The organism is Candidatus Saccharibacteria bacterium (assembly GCA_016700375.1).
In the GTDB taxonomy this organism is placed as follows: domain Bacteria; phylum Patescibacteriota; class Saccharimonadia; order Saccharimonadales; family UBA4665; genus JAGXIT01.
The window spans coordinates 169,120-190,106 of record CP065016.1; the positions used below are offsets into that span (position 1 = coordinate 169,120).

The window sequence follows — 20,987 nt, forward strand, 5'->3', positions numbered from 1 at the left end:
ATGTACGAACTATTGGTTGTCAGTGCCTTTGGGTTTATGGGGTTGCTACACACGCGGAAGCGCTCCGACGAAGAGTCGGATATTTCGCGGAAGGTTGGTGACCGCATAGGGAAGCTATGGGATATAGCTCACCAGGGCATGCGAGAAAACCGGTTTCTTCGTGCCGAAAAAGCCCTTCTTACCATCTTAAAAATAGATGAGAAAAACGCCGCTGCCTATAACCGCCTCGGCATACTCTACGCCAAGCAAAAAGAATACCGCGACGCGATTGATTGTTTTGAGATTGCAAGCAGCATAGAAGCAACACCCTCGAGCCTCCATAACCTGGGGCTCATTTACTACGAAACGGAAAACTATGAAAAAGCAGGCATAGCGTTTGAGCAAGCCCTGAAGCTTGAAGAAGATTTGGCCGCTCGCCATGTAGCATACGCAAAAGTGAACGAAAAGTTAGGAAACGAAAAGCTTATGTTTGCATCTTTGCTACGGGCGGTGGAACTTGAGCCAAACCAAGAAACCTACTCACTGTTGCAACGTGCATACGCAGAGCATGGCATGGACGCTGAAGCAGATGCTGTGACCGAAAAACTAAAGACACTTATTGTGCCTTCAGGCAAACCGCGCCGTATCCTTCGCCCCCGAAAAGTGGTTATTTAGTAAGACTGGTAGGTTGCCATACAACCCCTGTTTTGGTACACTATTCGTTGATATTGCCACCTTAGCTCAGTTGGCCAGAGCGGCTGTTTTGTAAACAGCGGGTCGTGGGTTCGAATCCCTCAGGTGGCTCCAGTAAACGGTACATTAACAATCGGTACTATACTCTGTTATAATAGCGGACATGCGACCTAAAGAGAAGGGTGATATTGCAATTGCTAAAGCTATTAATTATTTCATGAGTTGTAATTTTGAAGTGTGTTTACCTATAGGTGATAAACGAGATTACGATTTGGTTGTTGAAAAAGAAGGGAAGCTGCAAAGAGTACAGGTGAAGTATGCTGGACTTTACCCTGGACAAAAAAGTTGTAAGGTGGCTCTTCGTATCACGGGAGGTAATCAATCGTTTCATTATAGTAAAAAGTATAGAGACGACGCATTCGAACTTCTTTTTGTATACACTGCAAAAGAACAGGAATTTGTCGTAAACTGGTCAGAGATAACTGCTAGGAATGAGTTATCCATTGAACATAAAAAGTATAATAAGTACCTCATAAACTCGAGCAGGGTTAGTGAAGCGGTCAAACACGATAGACTGTAAATCTATTGGCTTATGCCTTCGTAGGTTCGAATCCTACACCCTGCACCATTAATCACAAAGGGTTTGTTATGGAATGCCCGATGTGTAAAAAACATATGCGTAAGGTACGCTGGGAAATCACAAACAACTTTAAAGTCGGTAGTGAGTTTGTAGAGTACAATAAAGTCACGTACCACTGCGAGGCTGAGGACATCTGGTTCAGTACAGAGTTGGCTATGCCAAAAAAGTCTTCGAGCTCATTAAAAAACAAATTATAATAGGTACATATGCCCCGATAGCTCAGTTGGTAGAGCGCATCCATGGTGAACCGCGTATGGTTTTGCCCACTTTGCAGGAAACTGTGCAAGTGAATCCCGAATAACGGTTAATATCCCTACGGGGACAAGACCGTGGCATTCTTTTTGAGAAGGCCCGAACGACTGACAAGGGAAGCTAAATTCGACAAAACACGAATATGCTTAAGATACAGTCTAGCCCTCATATATACATAAAAATGAGGTGTAAGCGAAGGATGAGGTCACGGGTTCGAATCCCGTTTGGGGCTCCAGAATTACAACTCTTGACAAAACACAAGCACTTTGATATGGTACCTGTAGTAAGCGCTCCGGCGTTAAAAAACCGAAACACTTACAAATTGTTGACCAAAGAGGAATGCGAAAAAAAGCAAACCAAATTGGCCATACCTCCGTAAACTATCGTTAGCCAAACTAGCGAACAAGTTTACCAAAACCTCCTCAACACCCTAGGGTAAAAACACCGAGCTGATCACTCGGTGTTTTTGTTTACATTTTCAGGCCTCTCTGTTAAAATAGTCTGATATGGCAAAAAAAGGTGAAAAGCGCAAACTAGTAGGACTCGTGAGTGAAGAGTCTGGTGAGCGCATATACTATACAAGCAAGAACACTATGAACACTCCGGAGAAGCTGAGCCTCCGTAAATACAGCAAGAAACTTCGCAAGCACGTTGTTTTTACCGAAACCAAGAAAAACCTCGGCCGCAACGAAGTAAAACCGAAGAAGTAAATTTACTGTCCTGGGTGAAAAAAGCGGCCATAAGGCCGTTTTTTTAGCCGTATACATCGAGCAGGGTATTGATGAGTTCGGCGTGGCTCCATACCAGGGGGAGAACAGATAGTGGTTCTCCGGTGGTTGGGTTTATCTGTTCACCGAGGGCGCCGCTTGGCAATGCTCTTTCTAGTGTCCACGCGACAATTTTTCTGGCTTCTTCGTCTCGGTCTGTCTGGAGATAATACTGCGCAATCCAAAGCGTTGTTACGAACCAGGGGTTACCCATGTGTGGTGGGTCTGATTGGAAGTATGCATCATGCTCGTAACGAGGGCTGCCCCCGACTGGCGCTGAAGCCAGCAATAATTTTTCTATACCAGCGTACGTTGCGCGAATAGACCCAGCGCCCATAATCCTTGCCGCAAACATCATTGCTCCGTAGGCATTTGAAACATCGAGCGTGTTATCAAACTTGAGTGAGCCATCTTCTTGGATCAAGAAGCCTTTTCGCAGGTAGCCGCGTTCAGGGTCAAGGAAAACGGCCGTGTTTTCGGCAATGCCAGCGGCTACTTTGCGCCAGCGGTCTGCATCGTCCGGGTACTCGAACAGCTCAGCAAGGTCTGCGGCGCAGGTGAGGGCACGATGAACGAGGGCCGTTGTGTAAGTATTTGTAAGGAACTTTTCTTCCCATAGGTCATAGCTTGCATGTGGCAACCCGGTCGCTTCATCTCGGAAATCTGCCATAAAATTCGCCATGGGTTGTATCATGGTGCCGTATAGGTTAGAAACAAACTCTTTGTCTTCGCTTTCGGCAAAATATTCTGAAAGCATAAAGATTATGATGGCAGTTTCGTCCTCTTGTATAGCTAGTTCGGCTCGTTTACCGTGCACAAGCGGGTGCCAGGTGCTGCCGATTGCTTTATCTGGTTGGTATTTATGCATCATGTAGCCCTCGGGGTCCATGATATCGCGGCAGAATTCAAAGAATTTTTTTGGTTCCTCGGTGTAACCCAGCCGTATTAACGGCCACATTGCGTAAGCACCGTCGCGTGGCCAGACGTAGCTATAGTAGTCGCGGCCATAGTTATAAATGCTCGAGTCGCAGCTGGCAATAACACCACCTCGACGGTCGGTGTGCGCCTTGATGACCATAAGAGAATGTTTAATTGCTATTTGCTCAGCAGTGGGCATATCTTGAATCGTAGGGCGAGCTGTTTCAAGCCACTGGTTCCAGTACGCTCGGGTGCTATTTACTCGCTCTTGCACACCCTGGTTTAAAATGCGCTCATGAATCTTCTCTCCACTAAACTGTGAGTCTGCTGCAGCGACCCAATAGTCGACACGTGTTTCACTGTGAGCCTCAAGCGTAAGCGGACAGGAAAGTACAGAGTCTACCCCACCATGCTCAACGGCATTCCCCGACAGCTCGCCGTCCTCAGCGTCTTTCCAGCTACCTTCTTTTCCTTCCACGCCGTAACTTCCAACACAGTATTGGTCAAACGGCGTACCGTCGTTACTTTGCGCATAGATGATAAGGCTGCAACGACCCTTGTAGTCGAGAATGTAGGGTCCATCGGGTACATATAGCGCCGTGTCGCCGCGGCCGCCTCGGGATATTTCAAATACCTGATGCAAAAAAAGACGTATGACTCTCTTTTTGTCACTAACGTTTTTTATAGTTATTTGTCTGCAAAATGCATTAAATTCGCTATCTACGAAGTCACTGGTGTGAAGTTGCACACCCAGCGTCTTATTGTTCATGTGGACATCACTCACAAGCGCTTTTTGTTCGACGAGTACGTCTGTAGCCCAGCTTGAGGCATCATCTACCCAAGAAAAAGTATTGTCAACGAATACTCCTATTCGGTGTTGAAGACTGCGTGAGGTCGTCAGGTTATCGAGCCCAACATACGGATAGTAGAAGTCATGAACCAATCCTGATTCGTTCAGGCCAACGGTGAGTGCGCCATTGCCGAGTATAACGGGTCTACCCATGTTTTACTCCATAGGAGTAAAACATGGGAGAAGTAAGGAGTAAGGAGCGAGGAGTAAGGAATGAAAATTCCTGATCCCTTACTACTTTATGCTTACTGCCAGGCACACACCACCACGGCGACATCAGACGGCTAGGCCTTTCTCGGTGAGGCGATACTTTAAGTCGTGGTACGCGTTCATGAAAGCAATATATGCTTCGTATGGGGTTTCGTAGGGGCTAAAGTAGGCATGAACATCGCCGTCACTGAAGTATTTTGTGCACATGTAGTAGAAGTGGTCGCTGGTTTGGAGCTTGCGCCAATCTTCAATAAGGGCAAAATCGCCGCCCTGCATCATCGCTCCAGCCAGTCCATATAGGCTGGCGATGGCACCCTGTTGCATTTTGTTGCCGAGCCACGCCGTTAAATCACGTTCGGTATCTGCCCAGGTAACTGTCTGTGGGCAATCGACAGTATCCTGTGGCTCAAACGCATCGGCAGCTTCAGAAACCGTCATAAACGTATGAGCTTCATTGTGCAGCCACGCTTTGGGCAGGTGTTCTAAGAAGTCAAATATGCCGCTGTCTTCCCACTGGTGCTCGCCAAATGTCTCATAGTCCATAAATAAATTCAGCAGGGGCTGGTCCCAAGCGTCTTTCGTCCAATTCATGAATTTATCAACCGTCATGGGGTACTCTTCCCAGTCTTTGTTGCTAAACCGAAATGCAATATCGTCGCTTAGTTTGTAGTTTTTGGTAAGTAGCTTCACGCGTTCTGTGTGGGCTGGTCGGTATAAGAAATTGGGGCTTCGCCAGCCGAGAACCGGATCCCAGCCTTCGCTCAAGATAGCTTTGTAGCCAGCCTGGTCTGCCCAGTAGGCAAGGTCGTTGTTATAGCTAAGTTCGGTGTTACGGAATGCCGTTGTCTCAACGTTGAACAGGCGCCGCACAATGTCTCTATGCATTTGCACCTGGGTTTCGAACTCTTCGCGGTTATAGAAGAACGCAAGCGAGTGGTGGTAGGTTTCGCCAACTATCTCGACACGCCCGGTTTGCACGAGGTCTTGGAAGCTCTTTAGTACATCGGGCGCGTAAGCTTCAAGTTGCTCAAGAACGGTTCCTGTAATAGAAAGTGACAGCTTAAACTTTGGGTTATGCTCAATCATGCGCATCAGCCGCTGGTTTGTCGGTACATACGATTTATGCGCAACCTTACGGACAATATCGGCGTTGTTTTCACGGCTGCCGCTCGGCGCCTCAAAGTAATCGTGGTTGCGGCCCGCATCGAAAATTGTGTAGTGGCGAATACGGAATGGCTGATGTACGTGCAAGTAAAGAACTATGGCGCGTTGATTGGTAGTGTGCTCAGACATAGGCAAGCTCCCTGTGCTGTGCGGCATGCCGTTGGTAGTGCTGCAGTACTGTCTCGACAGGTCGTTCCCAGCTTTGCTTCATAAGTTCGTCGTAGCCTTCTTCTGCGAGCGTTTCTTCGAGGTCTTTGTGGTTGAGGACTGCAAGTATTTTGTTTGCCATCTCAAGCGTATCCCAGTAGTCGACTTTGAGGGCACTGTGTAAGATTTCGCTGGCCCCTGTCTGTTTGCTGATGAGCGCTGGCGTATGCTGGGCGAGTGCTTCGAACGGTGTGAGACCAAATGGCTCTGACACACTGGGCATAACAAACAAGTTTCCCACCCGGAACGCATCTCGCCACTGTTTCCCGGTGCCGTTGAGGTGTCCGGTGAAAATAACGTTGCCGCCGAGGCCAAGTTCCGCTGCAAGCTCAATCAACTCATGATATTGCTCGCCCGGGCCTACTATAAGCAGTAAGCTCTTTGGCCGCTTATCTACAACGAGCCGAAATGCCTCGAGTAGGTGCGGTAACCCTTTCTGGATAGTAAGACGGCCGGCACTAACGACTACGCCGTACCCGGCTTGCTGCATATGGCTCAGGTAACGAAACGCGTTGTCCGTAGTATCTTCGTACAGCTCGTGTGCTTGAAATTCCATTGCGTTATGAACAACTTCAATTTTTTCTGGTGCTATACCGTATTCTCGAACAATTGTGTCTTTGGTTGCTTGGCTGACGGCAAAGATTTTATCGGCCAAGTGAAGTCCAATATACTCAATTTCGCGGACAAACGGGTTGCCACTGTTGCCGCCAGCCCGGTCAAATTCGGTAGAATGAATGTGCACAAACAGAGGTAGTCCGGTGGCTTGCTTCGCTGCAAGCGCCGCTCGGAAGGTTAGCCAGTCGTGAGCGTGGATAACGTCGTAATCGCCAAGCCCCACTAGGCGAGAAACATATTTCATGTAGTTCGCCTGATGCTCGTTCATGGCAGCGCCTCTGGTAGAGCCGTCACTCAGGACATATTCAAAGTATTGGCTGTCATAGGTGCTCCCCGCGCGATTACCGATGACTTCTTCAACGTCTTCAGGAAGGGCGGGGTTGATTGTCATGAAATCTATGTGCGAAAAATCTGCTGTATAGGGCAACACAAACTCTATCTGTGCCCCGGTTCGTGCAAGTTGCTTGCACATCTGGTAACAGACTATCCCCATTCCCCCGGTATGATGTGGTGGTAACTCCCACCCAAGCATTAATACCCTCATGTCTGTCTCTCTGTTTTTACGCTTGTTTTTAAATTTTATAACATTGTTGTTTTATCAACTTTGATTATATTCTTATTCTAGACCAAGCACAAGCAGAATTGCAAGATTCTTTACAAATTTTAGACGATTTCATGGGCCGGTGCGCCAACAGGGTACACACGGATATTTTTCCCATCTGCCTCCCACGCCTGCAGGACATTTTCCACGATTCTCCATGAGGTCAGTACTTCTTGAGCGGTAGCAAAGAGCGATTGGTCACCTCGTACTGCATCGATGATTACTCGCTCATACGCCTCGCCAGCCAGCCCGTAAAACGCACGTTCGTAGTCAAAGTCCATTCGCACGGTTTCAGTTTCTTTGGCGAGCCCCGGTCGCTTTGCTTGGAGTGACAGTGTAATTCCCTCTTGGGGTTGGACGCGAAAGGTAAGCGTGTTGGTGCCAGGAGCATCTTCGTTGGCACGGAATCGTACAATAATTTCGGTGCATTTTTCATGAAGAGCTTTACCGGTTTCTATGGTGACCTTCACGCCTCGCCACTGTTCGTTGTCGATGTTGAGATGTAGTCTTGCAAATGTTTCAACGTGACTGTGCGGATTTTCTACCTCAGCTTTGTAACTGTCATACTGTCCGCGCACGGCCTGTGTCTCCACAGCTTCCGGTGATATGGTGTCGATACTTTCAAGGAGACGTAGTTTTGCCCGGTGGATATCGTGGCTTTCGAGCGCAGCAGGCTTTTCCATAGTAATCAGCGCCAGCAGCTGCATAAGGTGACTCTGCAAAATATCGCGCAGCGCGCCAGTTTGTTCATAAAACACCGCCCGTTTTTCGATGCCGATGGTTTCGTAGGCAACGATTTGGATGCTTTCGATGTGTCTTGTGTTCCATATAGACTGGAACAGTGGGTTCTGGAACCGAAACGTTAGTATGTTCTGAGCTGTTTCCTTCGCCAAGTAGTGGTCTATACGGAAGGTTTGCTGCTCGCCAAAGTGCTCATCGGCTGCTTTTACTAGCGTCTCGGCTGAAGCCACATCGTACCCAAACGGTTTTTCGACGAGCAGGCGTGGACGTTCCCCGTCCTGCCCAAATGGTTCATGATGACCCGTTTCACCTAGGTGGTGTACGACACTCACGAACGCTTGGGATGGGATAGAAAGGTAGTACAGCCGACTAACTCCCGGACCGAGTTCATCGGAAACAACGCGTAAGCTCTCGAGAAGACGTGCATAGTCTTCATTCTTGTCTAAGTCGACCTGAAGCATACGCGTGGCATCGTGCAGTTGTTCTACAACCGCTTTATCATAATCATCACCATGAATTTTTAGTTTTAGGCTGTCATAGACCTCGGAAACAGGCACCTTTTTACGGCTAATTCCGATAATTGCAATATTTTCTGGTAGCTGGCGGTGTTTGACCAGATGATAGAGCGCGGGAAGTAATTTTCGCTGCGACAAATCGCCAGTAATGCCAAATATAACGAGGATAATTGGCTTATTGAGATAGTCATTCATGCTTTGCCCTCACCGTTCAGGTTATGGCCTCCAAATTTGTTGCGCTGAGCGGCTACTACCTTGGTGGCAAAGTTTGTTTCGCCCTGCTGTGACCGGACACGGACATCAAACGCTGCCTGTATGGCAGGAAGGTCAATACCCATATCTTTCGCTGCCTCGAGCGTCCATCGCGCTTCGCCGCTTTCTGCCACGTAGCCAGATATGCCGTCGAGTTCGGGGTTCTCGGCTAGTGCATCACGGCTCAGCTCTGTCAACCAGCTTGTAATGACACTGTGGTGCTGCCAGAGGTCAGCGGCTACGGCGAGGTCCATACCTTTATACGGGCCATCGTGCAGCATACGAAAGCCTTCGCCAAGGCTCTGCATCATGCCGTACTCTATGGCGTTATGCACCATTTTTACGTAATGTCCGGCGCCGCTCGAGCCAAATCGAGCATACATACCGCCGGGTTGTACCAGCGTTTCGAGTGCGGGCTTTAGGTACTCAAAAGCATCGACATTGTCGCTGCCGCACATCAGCGGGAAGCCATTTTGGTAGCCCCAAACGCCACCGCTTACACCTATATCAACCATTTCCATGCCGGCAGCCGTGACTTTTTCGTTCAGCTTTTTTGTTTCGCGGTAGTCAAAGTTCGCGCCGTTGATGATGATAGAACCCTGGGGCAACCGTGTTGTCCATTCCATAATAATCTGTTCGGTGATTTCGGCTGGTAGCATCACCCACACAACCGCCCGGTCACTGCCAAATGCACCCGGGATGTCCGAAATAACAGGGAAGGGTTTCGCCCCGTAGCTAGCAGCTTCATCAATTGGTTCGGGACTGCGGTTGTGTGCTAGAACCTCGTGTTCGCCGCTTTCGGCCAGTTTGCGCGCTAGTTGCATACCCATACGGCCAAGGCCGTGAATCGCTATTTTCATTGTGGCTACCCTCTCACGTTTGTATGAAGTCATTATAGACGGTGACGTCGCTAATGTCATAGAGTATTTTTGCGGGAAGTTCCTCAACGGGTTCTTCGTTTTTCCGGAGCCGTTCCAGCGCCTCTTTTTTAGCTTCGCCGTAGGCAAGCAGAAATGCATTGTTTATTTTCAGGAGCATCGGTATGCCCAGCGTCATGCGTTCGTAGTCTGACCAGCTGTAGCCAACCACGGTGGAGGTTGTATCTGTTACGGCCGGGCTCCCCGGTAAAATGCCGGCCGTGTGTGCATCGGGTCCCATGCCGAGCGTCGCTACCACCGTAGTTGCCGTGGCGAATGCATTTTCTGCCAGCTGCGCGTAGTACGAAACAGTTTCGGGGATGGGCAGGTTCTTTTCAAGTACGTCATACCAAGTAGCATCGCCAGGTTCAAATCCGGCCGCCCGCATCTGAGTGCTATTTGAATTTTCGTGTCCGTACTCCCCATACCGTTCGTCAACCGGCAGGATGGTTAGTTTTCCGAGCCAATCAGAGGCATCATCACGAAGGTGTTTCATAATCTCTACCTGTATGGTGGTCGCCGATCCCCCAGAGGTGAGCCAAAGAACTTCCTGGCCAGTCTGTAGTTTTGACGTGATATACGTGGTTATATAGGAAACTGCCTCGACTGATGTTCGTATCGAAAACTTCATGTCCCTAAGTATAGCGTGCTAGCTTAGCGGAAGCCATTGGAAATTAACCCCTAGAAAGGTATAATCAATACTACTCTGAAGGAGAGTAGCTCAGTTGGTAGAGCATCGGTCTCCAAAACCGAGGGTCGCAGGTTCGAGTCCTGTCTCTCCTGCCACGTCTCCTAAGATAGGATATAAAAATAGGCCTCTGTAGGCCTATTTTTACTTCGTGCGCGCCCACCCGCGGCGGGTGAAGCGTCTTATAGAGAGACGACCGCTCGGCTTGCTATCTTGTGGCGCATGCCGCCGGCACAATGCCTGTTTGTTTGAAAGGTGTTTGTTTCAAGCGCCGCTTAAAGCGCACGAACTACCCTAATCATAAGCCTTTTCTCTTCCTTGTCAACCCCACTCTCACACCCCACCTCGATCAAACCCTCAATAACGCAATATGTCATAAATGTACTAATAACCAACGCGTACGAGTTAGTTATTAGTCAAAACGAGTGTCGGGGTATTTTTGGGCAAAACGTTTAATAAGCGGCTTGTCATGAGCCAAGTGCGAGGTCTCAAAATAGCTTAGATACTTCTCTACCTTGCAGGCTTGTGCTAGCGCAGCGATGTCATCGAAACAAGGAAATGGCGTAATCAAGACACTACGCTGTAGGTGAAAGCAGCCATAACGACGAAGTTTCATACGAATTTCTTGACGAGCTGCGGCATGAGTATTCGGTATGTCGTAAATGATGACCCGCCAGTTCTTATCCCAGACATCCTGCGGTCTTACCGTACGAATTTCTGCTTCGCGTTTTTGCAAACGTTTTCTTGCTTTCTCTGTAATTTCAAGGCCATGTTCGAAGTCTCCGACAAGGAATCCTTGGCTTTTCATGTACGAAACTACCCGCCTTAACTCACGGTTTCGCGTCAATTCATCGTCGCGTTTATTCAGATGCTTCGTCAGTTTCTCGAGAGGTTTCTCTAGCGCCAGTAGTGCGTTCGGTGCTAATACGACCGTACCAGCTACCGCAGCTAACACTCCAAACCGTATAACATCATCAATAAACAAACTCATTGTCTCGTTTCGCGCCATACTAATAACATACTCGTACGAGTGAGTTATTAGCAAGGGGTGGATTGAACGATTGAAGGGTTGGAGGTGAAGCTGCGATTGTGAGATTAGGTTTTGTCGCTAGTGCCTATTCGAGATTGTCGAGGATGGGCGGTGCGCGGGAGTACGTACAGTCCAAGACTGAGGGCAAATATCACTGCAAAACCGCACATGACGCTCGGTACAGCATTAATAAACTCTGGGTTAATCGTGTTTGCAATAGCCACGGGTACCATGAAACCAAGATAGCCTGCCGTGAGACCAAGCAACGCTTGTTTAGTTCGCTGGGAACTCACTTTACGGGCCAAGTATATGGATGCTGCAACTACCAGGAGCTCAAGTCCGTAGTAGTACAGCGTATACCACGACGTTGCGTAATTGCTGGTTTTGAAGATAACGTAGTTACCGCCGCAGGTCGTGGCAGAAATACCATTGGCCGCGAACAGGAAATATCCCATAAAAACAAACATGGAGCCGTAGCTTAGCGCAAGCAGCCACGGTACCTTTTGTTTGGCAATGACGCTCAATAGGTGTATGCCAAGCGCCGGTAACGCCGTTATGGCTACGTAGCCAATCTTTGCCCACGTCAGTTGCGACAAGCCGAATAATCCTTCGCATATTGTGTACTCGGCCAACTGAAACACAGCGAGACATACAAATGTAGCTACCGAAAGCTGCACCAGTCGGCTCATTCGGTACCGCCACAAGGTCCACAGCGCCAATCCAATTTCAATTAGGAAGGTCGCCATCATAACTGGCGGTGAAAAACAGAAAAATGTCGATTTATTACGGCGTTGCATTAGGATAGTATCTCATACAGTTCTTTAATGGGGCGAATAGCCCGGTAGACTTCATCATATTCATCTTGGTTCAGCTCGGCACGGGTGCGTCCGCCGTAGCCATCCGGACAAAAAATACTATCCCAACCGTATGAAAAACCGTTAGTCCCTAGTGGGTGTTCGGCAATTTCACCGCGGATTTCACCATGCAGTATGGTCATCTTTTTGCCGTCATAGAGCCCAAAATACGCTCGGGCGGTTGCTCGGCGGCTCGGGAGGCCATCGGCCATGCGACACAAGTTTTCCGCACCGTTTTTAGCACCTACAAAAAACTTTATGAATGGTCCTGGCAGACCATCGAGCTCATCAAACCACATCGATACATCGTCCACAAGCACTGCGGCATGTAACGCCCTGTAGGCTTCTTTTGCTTTGTGTCTGATAACGTCATCCATATGTAATGACTGAAGTTCATCGAGTTCAATATTTTTGTGAGCGAGCGGTACACCCAGTATACGCGACAAATTATCGGCTTTGTCCTGGTTGCCCGTAATAAATGTGACCAATTTCATTCGTACTAGTATACTAGAAGCATGGGTTTAGAATTTACAAATATTCCAGATAGAACTGGGCCAGCCGTGTATATATTTGGCGATGGCACCTCACAAACAGAACAACGCTTGATAGCATACGGCCAAGAAATTGATGGTCTGACCCCAGATGAAACCCAAGTCGTTTTTCTTGACCCGCAGCGAGGAGACGGGCTTCGGGTAAAGGAGTTTTACGGCCTGACATCATTTCCATCTGTACTTATAGTGATGGATGACGACACCGTAAACCAGCTCTGGAGCGTTCAACTTCCCCCAGCAGACCAGGTGTCATATGCACTCAGCCAAGTAAACGGTTCCATGCGCTAGAGCAGAGCCAGAAATGTTGCTTCGTCGATAATCTGCGTACCGTAGGCTTGGGCTTTTTTGAGCTTACTTGCGCCAACTTTGCCGCCTGCTACCAGGTAGGTTGTGTCTTTTGCGACAGCAGTTTGGAACGAACCACCTTGGGCGCGAATGCGCTCGGCCGCTTCGTCGCGGCTCATGGCTTCGAGCGTACCGGTCACCACAAAATTTTGACCAGCGAGTTTGCCAGATTTCACTTCGTAGTGTGGTTCTACCCCTGAAGCTTTGAACTTGGTAAGCAATTCAAGGTTGTCTTCGTCTGCGAACCAGGCCGCAATACTTTCTGCTACGACGACACCCACACCGCCAACGGCCTCTAGCTCCTCTAGCGTTGCAAAAGATAGTTTTTCTAGCGAGCCAAAGTGCGCAACTAGGTCAATGGCTGTTTGGATACCAACGTGGCGTATGCCAAGCCCGTAGACAAATCTTTCAAGAGGCGGCGTACGCTTGGCGGCTATAGCCTCAACAAGTTTTTGAGCAGAAATGTCGGCAAAGCGGTCTAGCTGAAGTAAGTCCTGGACGCGAATAGTATAAATATCCGCTAGGTCTTTCACCAGACCAGAGTCAACGAGAGCGACGACATTTTTTTCACCCAAAGTGTCAATGTCTAGCGCGCCTTTACTGGCAAAGTGTTCTAGACTGCGTTTTAGTATGAGGTCAGAGTTTGATCCTTTAACCCGGTAAACGACCTCGCCAGCTGGCCGTTCAAACTCAAGCTCTGGATACTGTCGGGCTAGCTCGGCCTCGTAGTCAATTTGCCGGGCGTCCTTAGGACGTAGCTCTGTCAAAACGCGTTCAACCTGGGGAATGATATCACCAGCTTTGTAGATAATGACCGTATCGCCGCGGCGAATATCAAGCCGGGCAATTTCGTCAGCGTTATGAAGACTGGCGTGTTGTACGGTAGTCCCGGCTACATGCACGGGGTCAAAAACGGCTACCGGTGTCGCTGCACCAGTCCGGCCAATAGAAATGACGATGTCTTTCACTACCGTTGTCGCTTCTTCGGCAGCATATTTGTAGGCCACGGCACCGCGAGGAGTTTTGCCTACCATGCCAAGCTCGGCATAGCGCGCCCGATCATTGACCTTCACAACTAAGCCGTCGGTGTTAAACGGCAGGTCATGACGCTTTGTGTCCCATTCATCGGCATACTTCATCACCGCATCAAGCCCAGTCAAGACTGGAGCATCGGCATTACAGGCTATGCCGAGTGCGGTCATAGCATGGTAGGCATAGCGGTACGTTGGAATATCTGCGGGATTTTCACGTAGCATATCGTAGCCACGAAAGCTCAGTGGCCGTTCAGCAACAAGACGCGGATCGAGCTGGCGAATTGTACCAGCCGCAAGATTTCGAGGGTTGGCAAACGCTGGTTTACCCTCTGCTAGCTGACGTTCATTGAGCGCTGCAAACTCGGCCTTGGTCATGATGATTTCACCGCGGATTTCCGTGCGCCCCTGGAGAAAAGTGTTGAATTTCACTTCATTTCGCAGTCGAAGTGGAACGTTGGAAATTGTCCGCACGTTCATAGTGACGTCTTCGCCAACCCGGCTATCTCCCCTCGTCACCGCCTGCACAAGCAAGCCGTCTTCGTAGATGAGCGCGCAAGCAAGCCCGTCCATCTTAACATCACAAAAAAACTCGTGCGCTCCGCCAGGCAGCAGTTTATCGGTTCGCTTTATCCATGCCGAAACTTCCTCGCGGTTAAAAACATCTTGCAGGCTCATCATGGGTACTCGGTGCGTCACCTTTTGAAAGCCATCGAGCACTGCCCCAGCGACGCGCTGGGTAGGGCTGTCTTGGGTGATTAGCTCGGGATATGTTTCCTCTAGCTGGGAAAGCTCATGCTTCAAACTATCGGCCGCTGCCTCGCTCATAGTAGATTCGTCTAGAACATGGTAGTGGTATCGATAGTCATTAATGAGCTCCCGTAGCTTCTTAACTCGCTCTACGATAGGCGCGGGAGGCGTACTAGGCATTGTTCAGGAGCTCCCGGTACAGCGTGTACAAGTAGCTATGAATAACCGCGAACCATGCTGTAGATAGGATGAAAAATATCCAAACGGTAAGCGGTGTCAAAAACAGCAAAAAGGGCAACACAACAATGCTTGTACCGACAAACAGGATAATAGGCAGCAAAATTAGTTTGCGCCAAATCATGAGACGGCGTCCTCGAACTAGCTCTTTTGCGCTGCGTAGGGCCCTTAACGGCGACATATCAGGCAAAGTTACTATGTATAGCGCAAAAATCGAAGCGGTTATCATTCGAAGCGACCACCAGCCACTTAACAGAAATACAAAAAGGACCGCTAGTTTTTCCCAAGCGTGCACAACAATCCCGTTACTAATAAGTGTGCTATACAAGAATGAGCCGATTCCAACCGGGACGAGCTGCAAACCAATTATAAACGTAACCAACATGAATGGGATGAGTGGGTACATTCCCTGGTAAAAAGCTTGTTTGGTCGAGACCGCCGCTTTTGCTTGTTTTTGCCGGAATATCCATATCAGAGCAAGACTGCACGCTACCAGCAAGATAGTCTGGTAGAGGCTTGCGTTGGGAAGGGTGTTGTCGTTGCCACCGCCGCCGAAAAGAAAAGTAAGCTGCAGGGCCACGCTTTTTAATTTACCCGCCGTACCGGTCAAAAGGCTATCAAGTAGCATGCGAAGAGTCTCAAAATCTTGGCTTGCCGAAAACCCGCGCACCAGAAGAACTACCCCTAAGCCATACACTGCAGTAACACCCAAAACAGCACGTTTACTTTCTTTCAAGCGGCCTATGGCTGAACTTAAGATGTGCCTTGCCTTTGGCAGACGGGGTCGCAAAGGTTTTGGTCGCTTCCAAGTATTTGGTTTGTACCACCGGCGCTTTGCAACCGCTAGGGTCCTCATTTTCGGTTTTACAGCGCGAGAAGTGGTGACGGACGGTTTCTTTACTTTTGCTGGGGTTTTAGGCATATGCTCACTGAAGGCTTGCTTCGGTCATTTTGGATATACAAAGCTACTTCACTCCTTTGGTATTAGTATAGCTTATGCCTAGTAGGAGTGACAATGACGATGTTATAGTGGTTGGCATATGCGCCTTGTTCAAGTTTCTGCCCGACCTGCGTCGGTTCGTAAATATCCAAAACGCCACACAAAGCGATGGCTTTGCGTAACCCTTAGTCTTGCGCTACTAACGGCCATTCAGCTGCTGCGCCCGTTACCGAATGCCACTCTAGTGCTTTCGCTGCCGGCCTTACCCAAAAGTAACGGATTGCAATTAGCGTGGCCAGGAAGTGGGCAAGCGTCGTTGGCCGCCGAAGGATACGGCATACTAGCCTTGTATGGTAAGCAGGAGCCGCTTGCCACAGCAAGCATAGCCAAGGTTATTACTGCCCTATGCGTTTTAGAAAAGTATCCACTTAATGGAGATGCACCCGGGCCAACGCTAACGATGTCGAACCGCGATGTTGTTTATTACCAAGAACAGATTTCTCAAAACGGTTCTCGGTTCCCGGTTGAGCTGGGTCAGACGCTCACTGAACGGCAAGCTCTAGAGGCTATTATGATTCCTTCTGCAAACAATATTGCAGATAGCCTGGTGCGGTGGGCTTTTGGTGACCAAACGACCTATGCCGCCTACGCAAACGAGTACCTGCAGCGGAAGGGTCTTGTACATACTCGAGTTGGTACAGACGCAAGCGGCTATGACCCGTCCACAGTAAGTACGGCAGAGGACTTGGCACGGCTGGGCAGTATAGCCCGAAAAAATGCGGTGCTCATGGATATCGCCAGACAAGACAGTGCGTCATTTGGAGAATCAGGAGTCTACACAAACTACAACACTGCACTCGGAAAACACGGAATAAACGGCCTAAAAACTGGTAACAACGACCAAAATCCGGGTGCGCTCCTGTTTACTGCTGATGTACAAACCGGGAGCCACATGCTGGAACTTTCTGGTAGCGTAATGGGTGCCGAGTCACTTGCAGGTGCGATTAGGTCTTCGGAAGCGCTTGTTGAAAGTGCCCTTCAAAATTTTGAGGCCGTTTCGTATACACAAGCTGGCCAGATTGTTGGTGAGGCGCGAACCGCATGGGGCGCTAGCACGCCGATTCGCACGAAAGGAGCGCTAGAATTGGTGCGGTGGAAGGCGGAAAAAGTAACTGAGCAGCACACTCTTCGTGCCGCGAGTGCAACCGTAGCCGCCAGTGTTGGCGCTTTGGTTGTACATGCGGGCGAGGTTCAATCAAGCACGACGCTAGAGATTACCACGCCTGCCGATAAACCAAGTGTATGGTGGCGGCTGACACGACTAAAGTAGCACGTTTCACCTCATATATGGTACGCTCAGATACATGACGAGCTATTTTTCACCTGATTTTTTTGCAGGCAATCGAGAAAATTTGCGGGCTTTGCTGACGGGTGGCGAAATTGTCGTACTTACCGCAGCCGGAAGTCTTCAGCGCAGCGGTGATACAACGTATCCGTTTTCACAAGACAGAAACTTTTGGTATGTAACGGGAATTGATACGCCAGATGTAGTGCTAGTTCTAACGGCTGACGACGAATACATAGTATTACCAGAACAAGACGACATGCGAGATGTGTTTGACGGCGCTATTGACCCTAACGAACTGAGTCGGCGTTCTGGGGTTGCCAAGTGTTATTCCCAGCGCGAGGGGTGGGACCGGCTAAAATCTAACATGCAGGGCTGTACGGCTGTCGCTACGGCCCTTCCTGGTGCACTTCGGCATGCACACGGTGGATTTTACCTGAACCCTGCGAGAAAACAGCTGGCTGAACGCCTCAAACGCACGGCCCGTAATGTTGATTTTCAAGATATACGAACCCGAATCGCTAGACTCCGCGCCGCAAAACAGCCAGCTGAACTAGCGGCGATTACCGCGGCGGTTAAACTTACAACAGATACCCTAAGTGAACTTCGTTCCGCCAAGCAACTTGGACTTTTCCGGTATGAATATGAACTTGAGGCCGCGATATCACATGGTATGCGCCAAAGGGGGGCAGCCGGACATGCGTATAGCCCAATAATTGCGAGCGGACCTCATGCAACGACATTGCACTACACAGCAAACAACGGCAAAATAGACCGAAATCACCTGATTGTTGTTGATGTTGGTGCCGAAGTTGAAAACTATGCCGCAGATATTACACGTACGCTGTGTGTTTCAGAACCGACAAAACGACAAGCCGAGGTTCTTGCCGCAGTACGGACTGTCCAGCAAGAAGCGCTAGCCACCCTTAAAGCGGGCATTTTACTCAAAGACTATGAGCAAACAGTCACCCGCGCTATGGGTGAGGCACTTGTTGGGCTTGGACTTAGCAACGACAAAGATGACCATGTCACGCTGCGACGCTATTATCCTCATGCAACCTCGCACTTTCTAGGTCTTGATGTACATGACGTTGGAGACTATATGTCTGTGCTTGAGCCAAACATGGTCGTGACCTGTGAGCCTGGCATTTACATCCCCGAAGAAGGTATCGGCGTTCGGTTAGAGGACGATGTTATTATCACGAATACCGGCGTAAACAATCTCAGCACCAATTGCTCGTACGACGCCTACGTTCTATAACCAAACAACCCAGCTTTCCGAAATTTTCAGTCAAATATTTCCTGAGGCAAAACCATGTATACCTGACGAAACATATCTTGATACGGTGAGGAGGGTAGGCACGGTTTTGACCGGAAAGAATGGGTGAAAAATCGGAAAGCTGGGTTGTTTGGGTATATAATGCTTATGTAATGACGGCGTATCGAAAACAGGGTTTTATCTATTCATTTTTGCTGCGATGGTTTGTGTGCAGTCTTGGGCTCTGGATTGCAGCCGGCCTGCTGCAGGGGTCAGTAGACTACCAAAGTCGTTTTGGGGTAGTTGTGTCTGCTGGAGCGGTTCTGGCACTTATAAACTCATTTATAAAACCGCTGCTTGTTGTACTAAGCCTTCCGGCCATTCTGCTTTCATTAGGACTCTTTATGCTAGTAATAAACGGCGCTATGGTTTATCTTGCCAGCAAATTATACGGTCCGCTTCATATAGATAGCTTTAGCGTTGCAATTCTAACAGGACTAATAATTGGCGTTGTAAATTACCTTGTTTCGGCTATTTTGGACCGGAGCTCATAAGGGTCTGTTAGCTCACTTATTCGTGGTATACTAGTAAAACGATGAGTATATATAACTATGTTGCAATTGTTTCCATGCTATTTATGACGCTATTAATTTTAGTGCAAACCAGAGGCGCTTCTCTTGGTGCGGGCATAGGGAGCAGCGGTGAAGTGAACACCGAACGACGGGGAACCGACAAAACCATTTACCAGCTTACGATTGTTTCGGCACTGGTGTTTATTCTTGCAATTTTGCTTGGTATTATTATTGGCTAAGCCGAGTGGGTGGGACTAGAACATCATGACCGTCATGAACCGCGCAACCAAACTAAGGCTTCGGCGACTGCTGCGCCGACAACAGCGCCAGGTTGAATCAGTCACTTCACGCGCAGAGGCCGGCTTTGACTCAAACTTTGTTGGCAGGCTAGAACGGTTACTAGATGTCAAGCGGTTCGTCGGAGGCTGGCTCTTTCTCGTGCTAACCATCAGCACTATCACCTTATTGCAGGCGGTGAACCTGAGTGGTTACTATCTCAAACCCGGGCCAATACCAGGCGGTCTGTATAACGAGGGCATGCTTGGTGTCTACAGCAATGCGAACCCCATTTACGCCACTGGAGCCGTGGATACAGCAGCCTCACGGCTAATTTTTGCTGGTCTACTAAAGTACAACGACAAAAATCAGTTGGTCGGTGACTTGGCACAAAGCTACGACGTAGATGAATCTGGGAAACAGTACACATTTTCATTAAAACCAGGACTCATCTGGCACGACGGAGCGCCGCTTACCAGTGCAGATGTTTTATATACATTCCGCACCATCCAGAACCCCGATACGCGGTCGCCACTGTTGTCAAGCTGGCAGGGGATAGCAATATCCGCTCCCAACCCGCAAACGGTCGTATTTGGCCTTCCAGGTGCGCTTACTGCTTTCCCGCATAGCCTCACAACCGGCATAATTCCTGCACACTTGCTGCAGAAACTACCGGCCGCTCAACTCCGCTCGAGTAGCTTTAATACCACTGAGCCAGTGGGAGCAGGCCCTTTCGAATGGGGCTCTTTGCAATTTGGAGGCGAAGCTGGCTCGGGCGAGGCAACAACCCTACTGTCTTTTAAAACCTTTGAAAAATACAACGGTGGTCGTGCTAAATTAGATGGCTTCGTCTTGCATGTGTATGACGATGAAGAAAAACTAGTGGCAGCCTACAAAAAGCGTTCCATTGAAGCGATTGCAGGCTTGAAACGTTTACCAGCAGCACTTCAAAACGATGCCTCAGTGTATCCATATCGCTTCAACGCCACAGCGGCTACTATGCTGTTTTTAAAAACATCAGACGGGGCGCTTACCGACCCTGTGGTGCGTAGGGCACTCGTACTCGCGACAGACAAGCAGAGTATACGAAGCGCTCTTGCAGAAGATTTGCGGCTTGTTCATCAGCCATTTTTAGTGGGGCAACCTGGCTACGCCAAGGAGTTTGACCAGCCGCGTTACAATCCCAGTGCAGCTGTGGCCGCCCTGGAACAGGCGGGGTGGCTGAAGGGTAAAAATGACATCCGCGAAAAAAATAAAGTACCGCTACAGATTATCGTTGTGGCCGAAGAAACCCCTGATAATCAGCTTATACTGCGTAAGATTAAAGAACAGTGGAAAGCGATAGGAGTTGACATGCAAGCAGCCCTACAGCAAACCACTGACTTTCAAAGCTCGGTTGAAACACACGCATATTCCGCACTTCTCTATACAATTTCAATCGGTCCTGACCCCGACGTATATGCGTACTGGAGTAGCACACAGGCAGACCCGAGAAGCAGTAACCGGCTGAATTTTTCTGAGTATAAGTCGACTGTAGCTGACACGGCGCTCGAAGGTGGGCGCACGCGACAAGACCCTACGGTGCGCGCTCTGAAATACAAACCCTTCTTAAAAGCTTGGCAAGAAGATGCTCCTGCGGTTGCATTGTACCAGCCCAAAATTTTATACATTTCAAGAGGATTTGTGCAGGGTCTCGATGAACACAGTATAAATACCGACGCCGACCGCTACTACTCAGTCACAAACTGGGCAGTGAAAATAGGACAAATAGCAAAGTAAGGCTCAATTC

20 protein-coding genes and 3 tRNA genes are annotated in these 20,987 nt (G+C 49.1%); 12 read left to right on the forward strand and 11 right to left on the reverse strand.

Translation table 11 applies throughout. The annotated features are described in order from the left end of the window. The 5 genes from IPP75_00885 (at window position 1) to rpmG (ending at window position 2,274) form a co-directional block, all read left to right on the forward strand. On the forward strand, window positions 1–654 hold the full coding sequence (locus tag IPP75_00885) for a tetratricopeptide repeat protein (protein QQS69688.1): 654 nt from the start codon (window positions 1–3) through the stop codon (window positions 652–654). Between the two features lie 55 nt (window positions 655–709). Then, window positions 710–786: transfer RNA gene (locus IPP75_00890), tRNA-Thr, on the forward strand. Between the two features lie 49 nt (window positions 787–835). Beyond that, window positions 836–1,252 (forward strand): hypothetical protein, encoded by a 417-nt coding sequence (locus tag IPP75_00895; protein QQS69689.1) that lies wholly within the window; start codon window positions 836–838, stop codon window positions 1,250–1,252. Next, a tRNA-Tyr gene (locus tag IPP75_00900) sits at window positions 1,215–1,300 on the forward strand. The genes IPP75_00895 and IPP75_00900 overlap by 38 nt, the downstream gene beginning before the upstream one ends. A gap of 770 nt (window positions 1,301–2,070) precedes the next feature. Further along, a complete protein-coding gene (rpmG, locus tag IPP75_00905) occupies window positions 2,071–2,274 on the forward strand; it encodes a 50S ribosomal protein L33 (GenBank protein QQS69690.1) in 204 nt (67 codons plus the stop codon). Window positions 2,275–2,317: 43 nt separating this feature from the next. On the opposite strand, the gene IPP75_00910 is transcribed toward rpmG, so the two are convergent. From IPP75_00910 to IPP75_00935, 6 genes are all read right to left on the reverse strand, one after another. Next, window positions 2,318–4,252, reverse strand: a complete 1,935-nt coding sequence (locus tag IPP75_00910) for a glycoside hydrolase family 15 protein (GenBank protein ID QQS69691.1) — start codon at window positions 4,250–4,252, stop codon at window positions 2,318–2,320. Between the two features lie 123 nt (window positions 4,253–4,375). Continuing rightward, complete coding sequence (locus tag IPP75_00915; protein QQS69692.1) at window positions 4,376–5,602, reverse strand: polysaccharide deacetylase family protein; 1,227 nt, start codon at window positions 5,600–5,602, stop codon at window positions 4,376–4,378. Continuing rightward, window positions 5,595–6,827: a glycosyltransferase family 4 protein gene (locus IPP75_00920; GenBank protein QQS69693.1), complete on the reverse strand. Its 1,233-nt coding sequence runs from the start codon at window positions 6,825–6,827 to the stop codon at window positions 5,595–5,597. Before IPP75_00920 ends, IPP75_00915 begins: the two co-directional genes overlap by 8 nt. 131 nt (window positions 6,828–6,958) lie before the next feature. Next, a complete protein-coding gene (gene zwf / locus IPP75_00925; GenBank protein ID QQS69694.1) occupies window positions 6,959–8,347 on the reverse strand; it encodes a glucose-6-phosphate dehydrogenase in 1,389 nt (462 codons plus the stop codon). Beyond that, a complete protein-coding gene (locus IPP75_00930; protein ID QQS69695.1) occupies window positions 8,344–9,264 on the reverse strand; it encodes an NADP-dependent phosphogluconate dehydrogenase in 921 nt (306 codons plus the stop codon). The genes zwf and IPP75_00930 overlap by 4 nt, the downstream gene beginning before the upstream one ends. 13 nt (window positions 9,265–9,277) lie before the next feature. After that, entirely contained in the window at window positions 9,278–9,952 is a 675-nt protein-coding gene (locus IPP75_00935; GenBank protein QQS69696.1) for a 6-phosphogluconolactonase, read from the reverse strand. A gap of 79 nt (window positions 9,953–10,031) precedes the next feature. On the opposite strand from IPP75_00935, the gene IPP75_00940 reads away from it, so the two are divergent. Next, a tRNA-Trp gene (locus tag IPP75_00940) sits at window positions 10,032–10,107 on the forward strand. A 314-nt stretch (window positions 10,108–10,421) separates the two neighbouring features. On the opposite strand, the gene IPP75_00945 is transcribed toward IPP75_00940, so the two are convergent. The 3 genes from IPP75_00945 to IPP75_00955 all read right to left on the reverse strand — a co-directional run bounded on the left by IPP75_00945 (window position 10,422) and on the right by IPP75_00955 (window position 12,387). Continuing rightward, on the reverse strand, window positions 10,422–11,018 hold the full coding sequence (locus IPP75_00945) for a hypothetical protein (protein QQS69697.1): 597 nt from the start codon (window positions 11,016–11,018) through the stop codon (window positions 10,422–10,424). 86 nt (window positions 11,019–11,104) lie between these two features. Then, complete coding sequence (locus tag IPP75_00950) at window positions 11,105–11,836, reverse strand: hypothetical protein (protein ID QQS69698.1); 732 nt, start codon at window positions 11,834–11,836, stop codon at window positions 11,105–11,107. Beyond that, window positions 11,836–12,387 (reverse strand): non-canonical purine NTP pyrophosphatase, encoded by a 552-nt coding sequence (locus tag IPP75_00955; GenBank protein QQS69699.1) that lies wholly within the window; start codon window positions 12,385–12,387, stop codon window positions 11,836–11,838. Before IPP75_00955 ends, IPP75_00950 begins: the two co-directional genes overlap by 1 nt. Window positions 12,388–12,408: 21 nt before the next feature. On the opposite strand from IPP75_00955, the gene IPP75_00960 reads away from it, so the two are divergent. Further along, window positions 12,409–12,732, forward strand: a complete 324-nt coding sequence (locus tag IPP75_00960) for a hypothetical protein (GenBank protein QQS69700.1) — start codon at window positions 12,409–12,411, stop codon at window positions 12,730–12,732. Here IPP75_00960 and ligA read toward each other — a convergent pair. Both ligA and IPP75_00970 read right to left on the reverse strand, forming a co-directional pair. After that, window positions 12,729–14,750: an NAD-dependent DNA ligase LigA gene (ligA, locus tag IPP75_00965; GenBank protein QQS69701.1), complete on the reverse strand. Its 2,022-nt coding sequence runs from the start codon at window positions 14,748–14,750 to the stop codon at window positions 12,729–12,731. The genes IPP75_00960 and ligA overlap by 4 nt on opposite strands. Next, a complete protein-coding gene (locus IPP75_00970) occupies window positions 14,743–15,729 on the reverse strand; it encodes a hypothetical protein (GenBank protein QQS69702.1) in 987 nt (328 codons plus the stop codon). Before IPP75_00970 ends, ligA begins: the two co-directional genes overlap by 8 nt. 118 nt (window positions 15,730–15,847) lie before the next feature. Between IPP75_00970 and IPP75_00975 the strand changes: the two genes are divergently transcribed. From IPP75_00975 to IPP75_00995, 5 genes are all read left to right on the forward strand, one after another. Then, window positions 15,848–17,077: a hypothetical protein gene (locus IPP75_00975; GenBank protein QQS69703.1), complete on the forward strand. Its 1,230-nt coding sequence runs from the start codon at window positions 15,848–15,850 to the stop codon at window positions 17,075–17,077. 34 nt (window positions 17,078–17,111) lie between these two features. Further along, window positions 17,112–18,353 carry an aminopeptidase P family protein gene (locus IPP75_00980; GenBank protein ID QQS69704.1) on the forward strand — a complete coding sequence of 414 codons (1,242 nt, stop codon included), beginning with the start codon at window positions 17,112–17,114 and terminating at the stop codon, window positions 18,351–18,353. Between the two features lie 170 nt (window positions 18,354–18,523). Beyond that, on the forward strand, window positions 18,524–18,904 hold the full coding sequence (locus IPP75_00985) for a phage holin family protein (protein ID QQS69705.1): 381 nt from the start codon (window positions 18,524–18,526) through the stop codon (window positions 18,902–18,904). Window positions 18,905–18,945: 41 nt separating this feature from the next. Then, window positions 18,946–19,161, forward strand: coding sequence for a preprotein translocase subunit SecG (secG, locus tag IPP75_00990; protein QQS69706.1), 216 nt, complete (start codon window positions 18,946–18,948; stop codon window positions 19,159–19,161). Window positions 19,162–19,186: 25 nt separating this feature from the next. Further along, window positions 19,187–20,977 (forward strand): hypothetical protein, encoded by a 1,791-nt coding sequence (locus IPP75_00995; protein QQS69707.1) that lies wholly within the window; start codon window positions 19,187–19,189, stop codon window positions 20,975–20,977. Window positions 20,978–20,987: the final 10 nt, after the last annotated feature.

Bases quoted from the DNA above. Each gene is read 5' to 3' on its own strand.
- IPP75_00885 (QQS69688.1), top strand. From the start codon at position 1: ATGTACGAACTATTGGTTGTCAGTGCCTTTGGGTTTATGGGGTTGCTA.
- IPP75_00895 (QQS69689.1), top strand. From the start codon at position 836: ATGCGACCTAAAGAGAAGGGTGATATTGCAATTGCTAAAGCTATTAAT.
- rpmG (QQS69690.1), top strand. From the start codon at position 2,071: ATGGCAAAAAAAGGTGAAAAGCGCAAACTAGTAGGACTCGTGAGTGAA.
- IPP75_00910 (QQS69691.1), bottom strand. From the start codon at position 4,252: ATGGGTAGACCCGTTATACTCGGCAATGGCGCACTCACCGTTGGCCTG.
- IPP75_00915 (QQS69692.1), bottom strand. From the start codon at position 5,602: ATGTCTGAGCACACTACCAATCAACGCGCCATAGTTCTTTACTTGCAC.
- IPP75_00920 (QQS69693.1), bottom strand. From the start codon at position 6,827: ATGCTTGGGTGGGAGTTACCACCACATCATACCGGGGGAATGGGGATA.
- zwf (QQS69694.1), bottom strand. From the start codon at position 8,347: ATGAATGACTATCTCAATAAGCCAATTATCCTCGTTATATTTGGCATT.
- IPP75_00930 (QQS69695.1), bottom strand. From the start codon at position 9,264: ATGAAAATAGCGATTCACGGCCTTGGCCGTATGGGTATGCAACTAGCG.
- IPP75_00935 (QQS69696.1), bottom strand. From the start codon at position 9,952: ATGAAGTTTTCGATACGAACATCAGTCGAGGCAGTTTCCTATATAACC.
- IPP75_00945 (QQS69697.1), bottom strand. From the start codon at position 11,018: ATGGCGCGAAACGAGACAATGAGTTTGTTTATTGATGATGTTATACGG.
- IPP75_00950 (QQS69698.1), bottom strand. From the start codon at position 11,836: ATGCAACGCCGTAATAAATCGACATTTTTCTGTTTTTCACCGCCAGTT.
- IPP75_00955 (QQS69699.1), bottom strand. From the start codon at position 12,387: ATGAAATTGGTCACATTTATTACGGGCAACCAGGACAAAGCCGATAAT.
- IPP75_00960 (QQS69700.1), top strand. From the start codon at position 12,409: ATGGGTTTAGAATTTACAAATATTCCAGATAGAACTGGGCCAGCCGTG.
- ligA (QQS69701.1), bottom strand. From the start codon at position 14,750: ATGCCTAGTACGCCTCCCGCGCCTATCGTAGAGCGAGTTAAGAAGCTA.
- IPP75_00970 (QQS69702.1), bottom strand. From the start codon at position 15,729: ATGCCTAAAACCCCAGCAAAAGTAAAGAAACCGTCCGTCACCACTTCT.
- IPP75_00975 (QQS69703.1), top strand. From the start codon at position 15,848: ATGCGCCTTGTTCAAGTTTCTGCCCGACCTGCGTCGGTTCGTAAATAT.
- IPP75_00980 (QQS69704.1), top strand. From the start codon at position 17,112: ATGACGAGCTATTTTTCACCTGATTTTTTTGCAGGCAATCGAGAAAAT.
- IPP75_00985 (QQS69705.1), top strand. From the start codon at position 18,524: ATGACGGCGTATCGAAAACAGGGTTTTATCTATTCATTTTTGCTGCGA.
- secG (QQS69706.1), top strand. From the start codon at position 18,946: ATGAGTATATATAACTATGTTGCAATTGTTTCCATGCTATTTATGACG.
- IPP75_00995 (QQS69707.1), top strand. From the start codon at position 19,187: ATGACCGTCATGAACCGCGCAACCAAACTAAGGCTTCGGCGACTGCTG.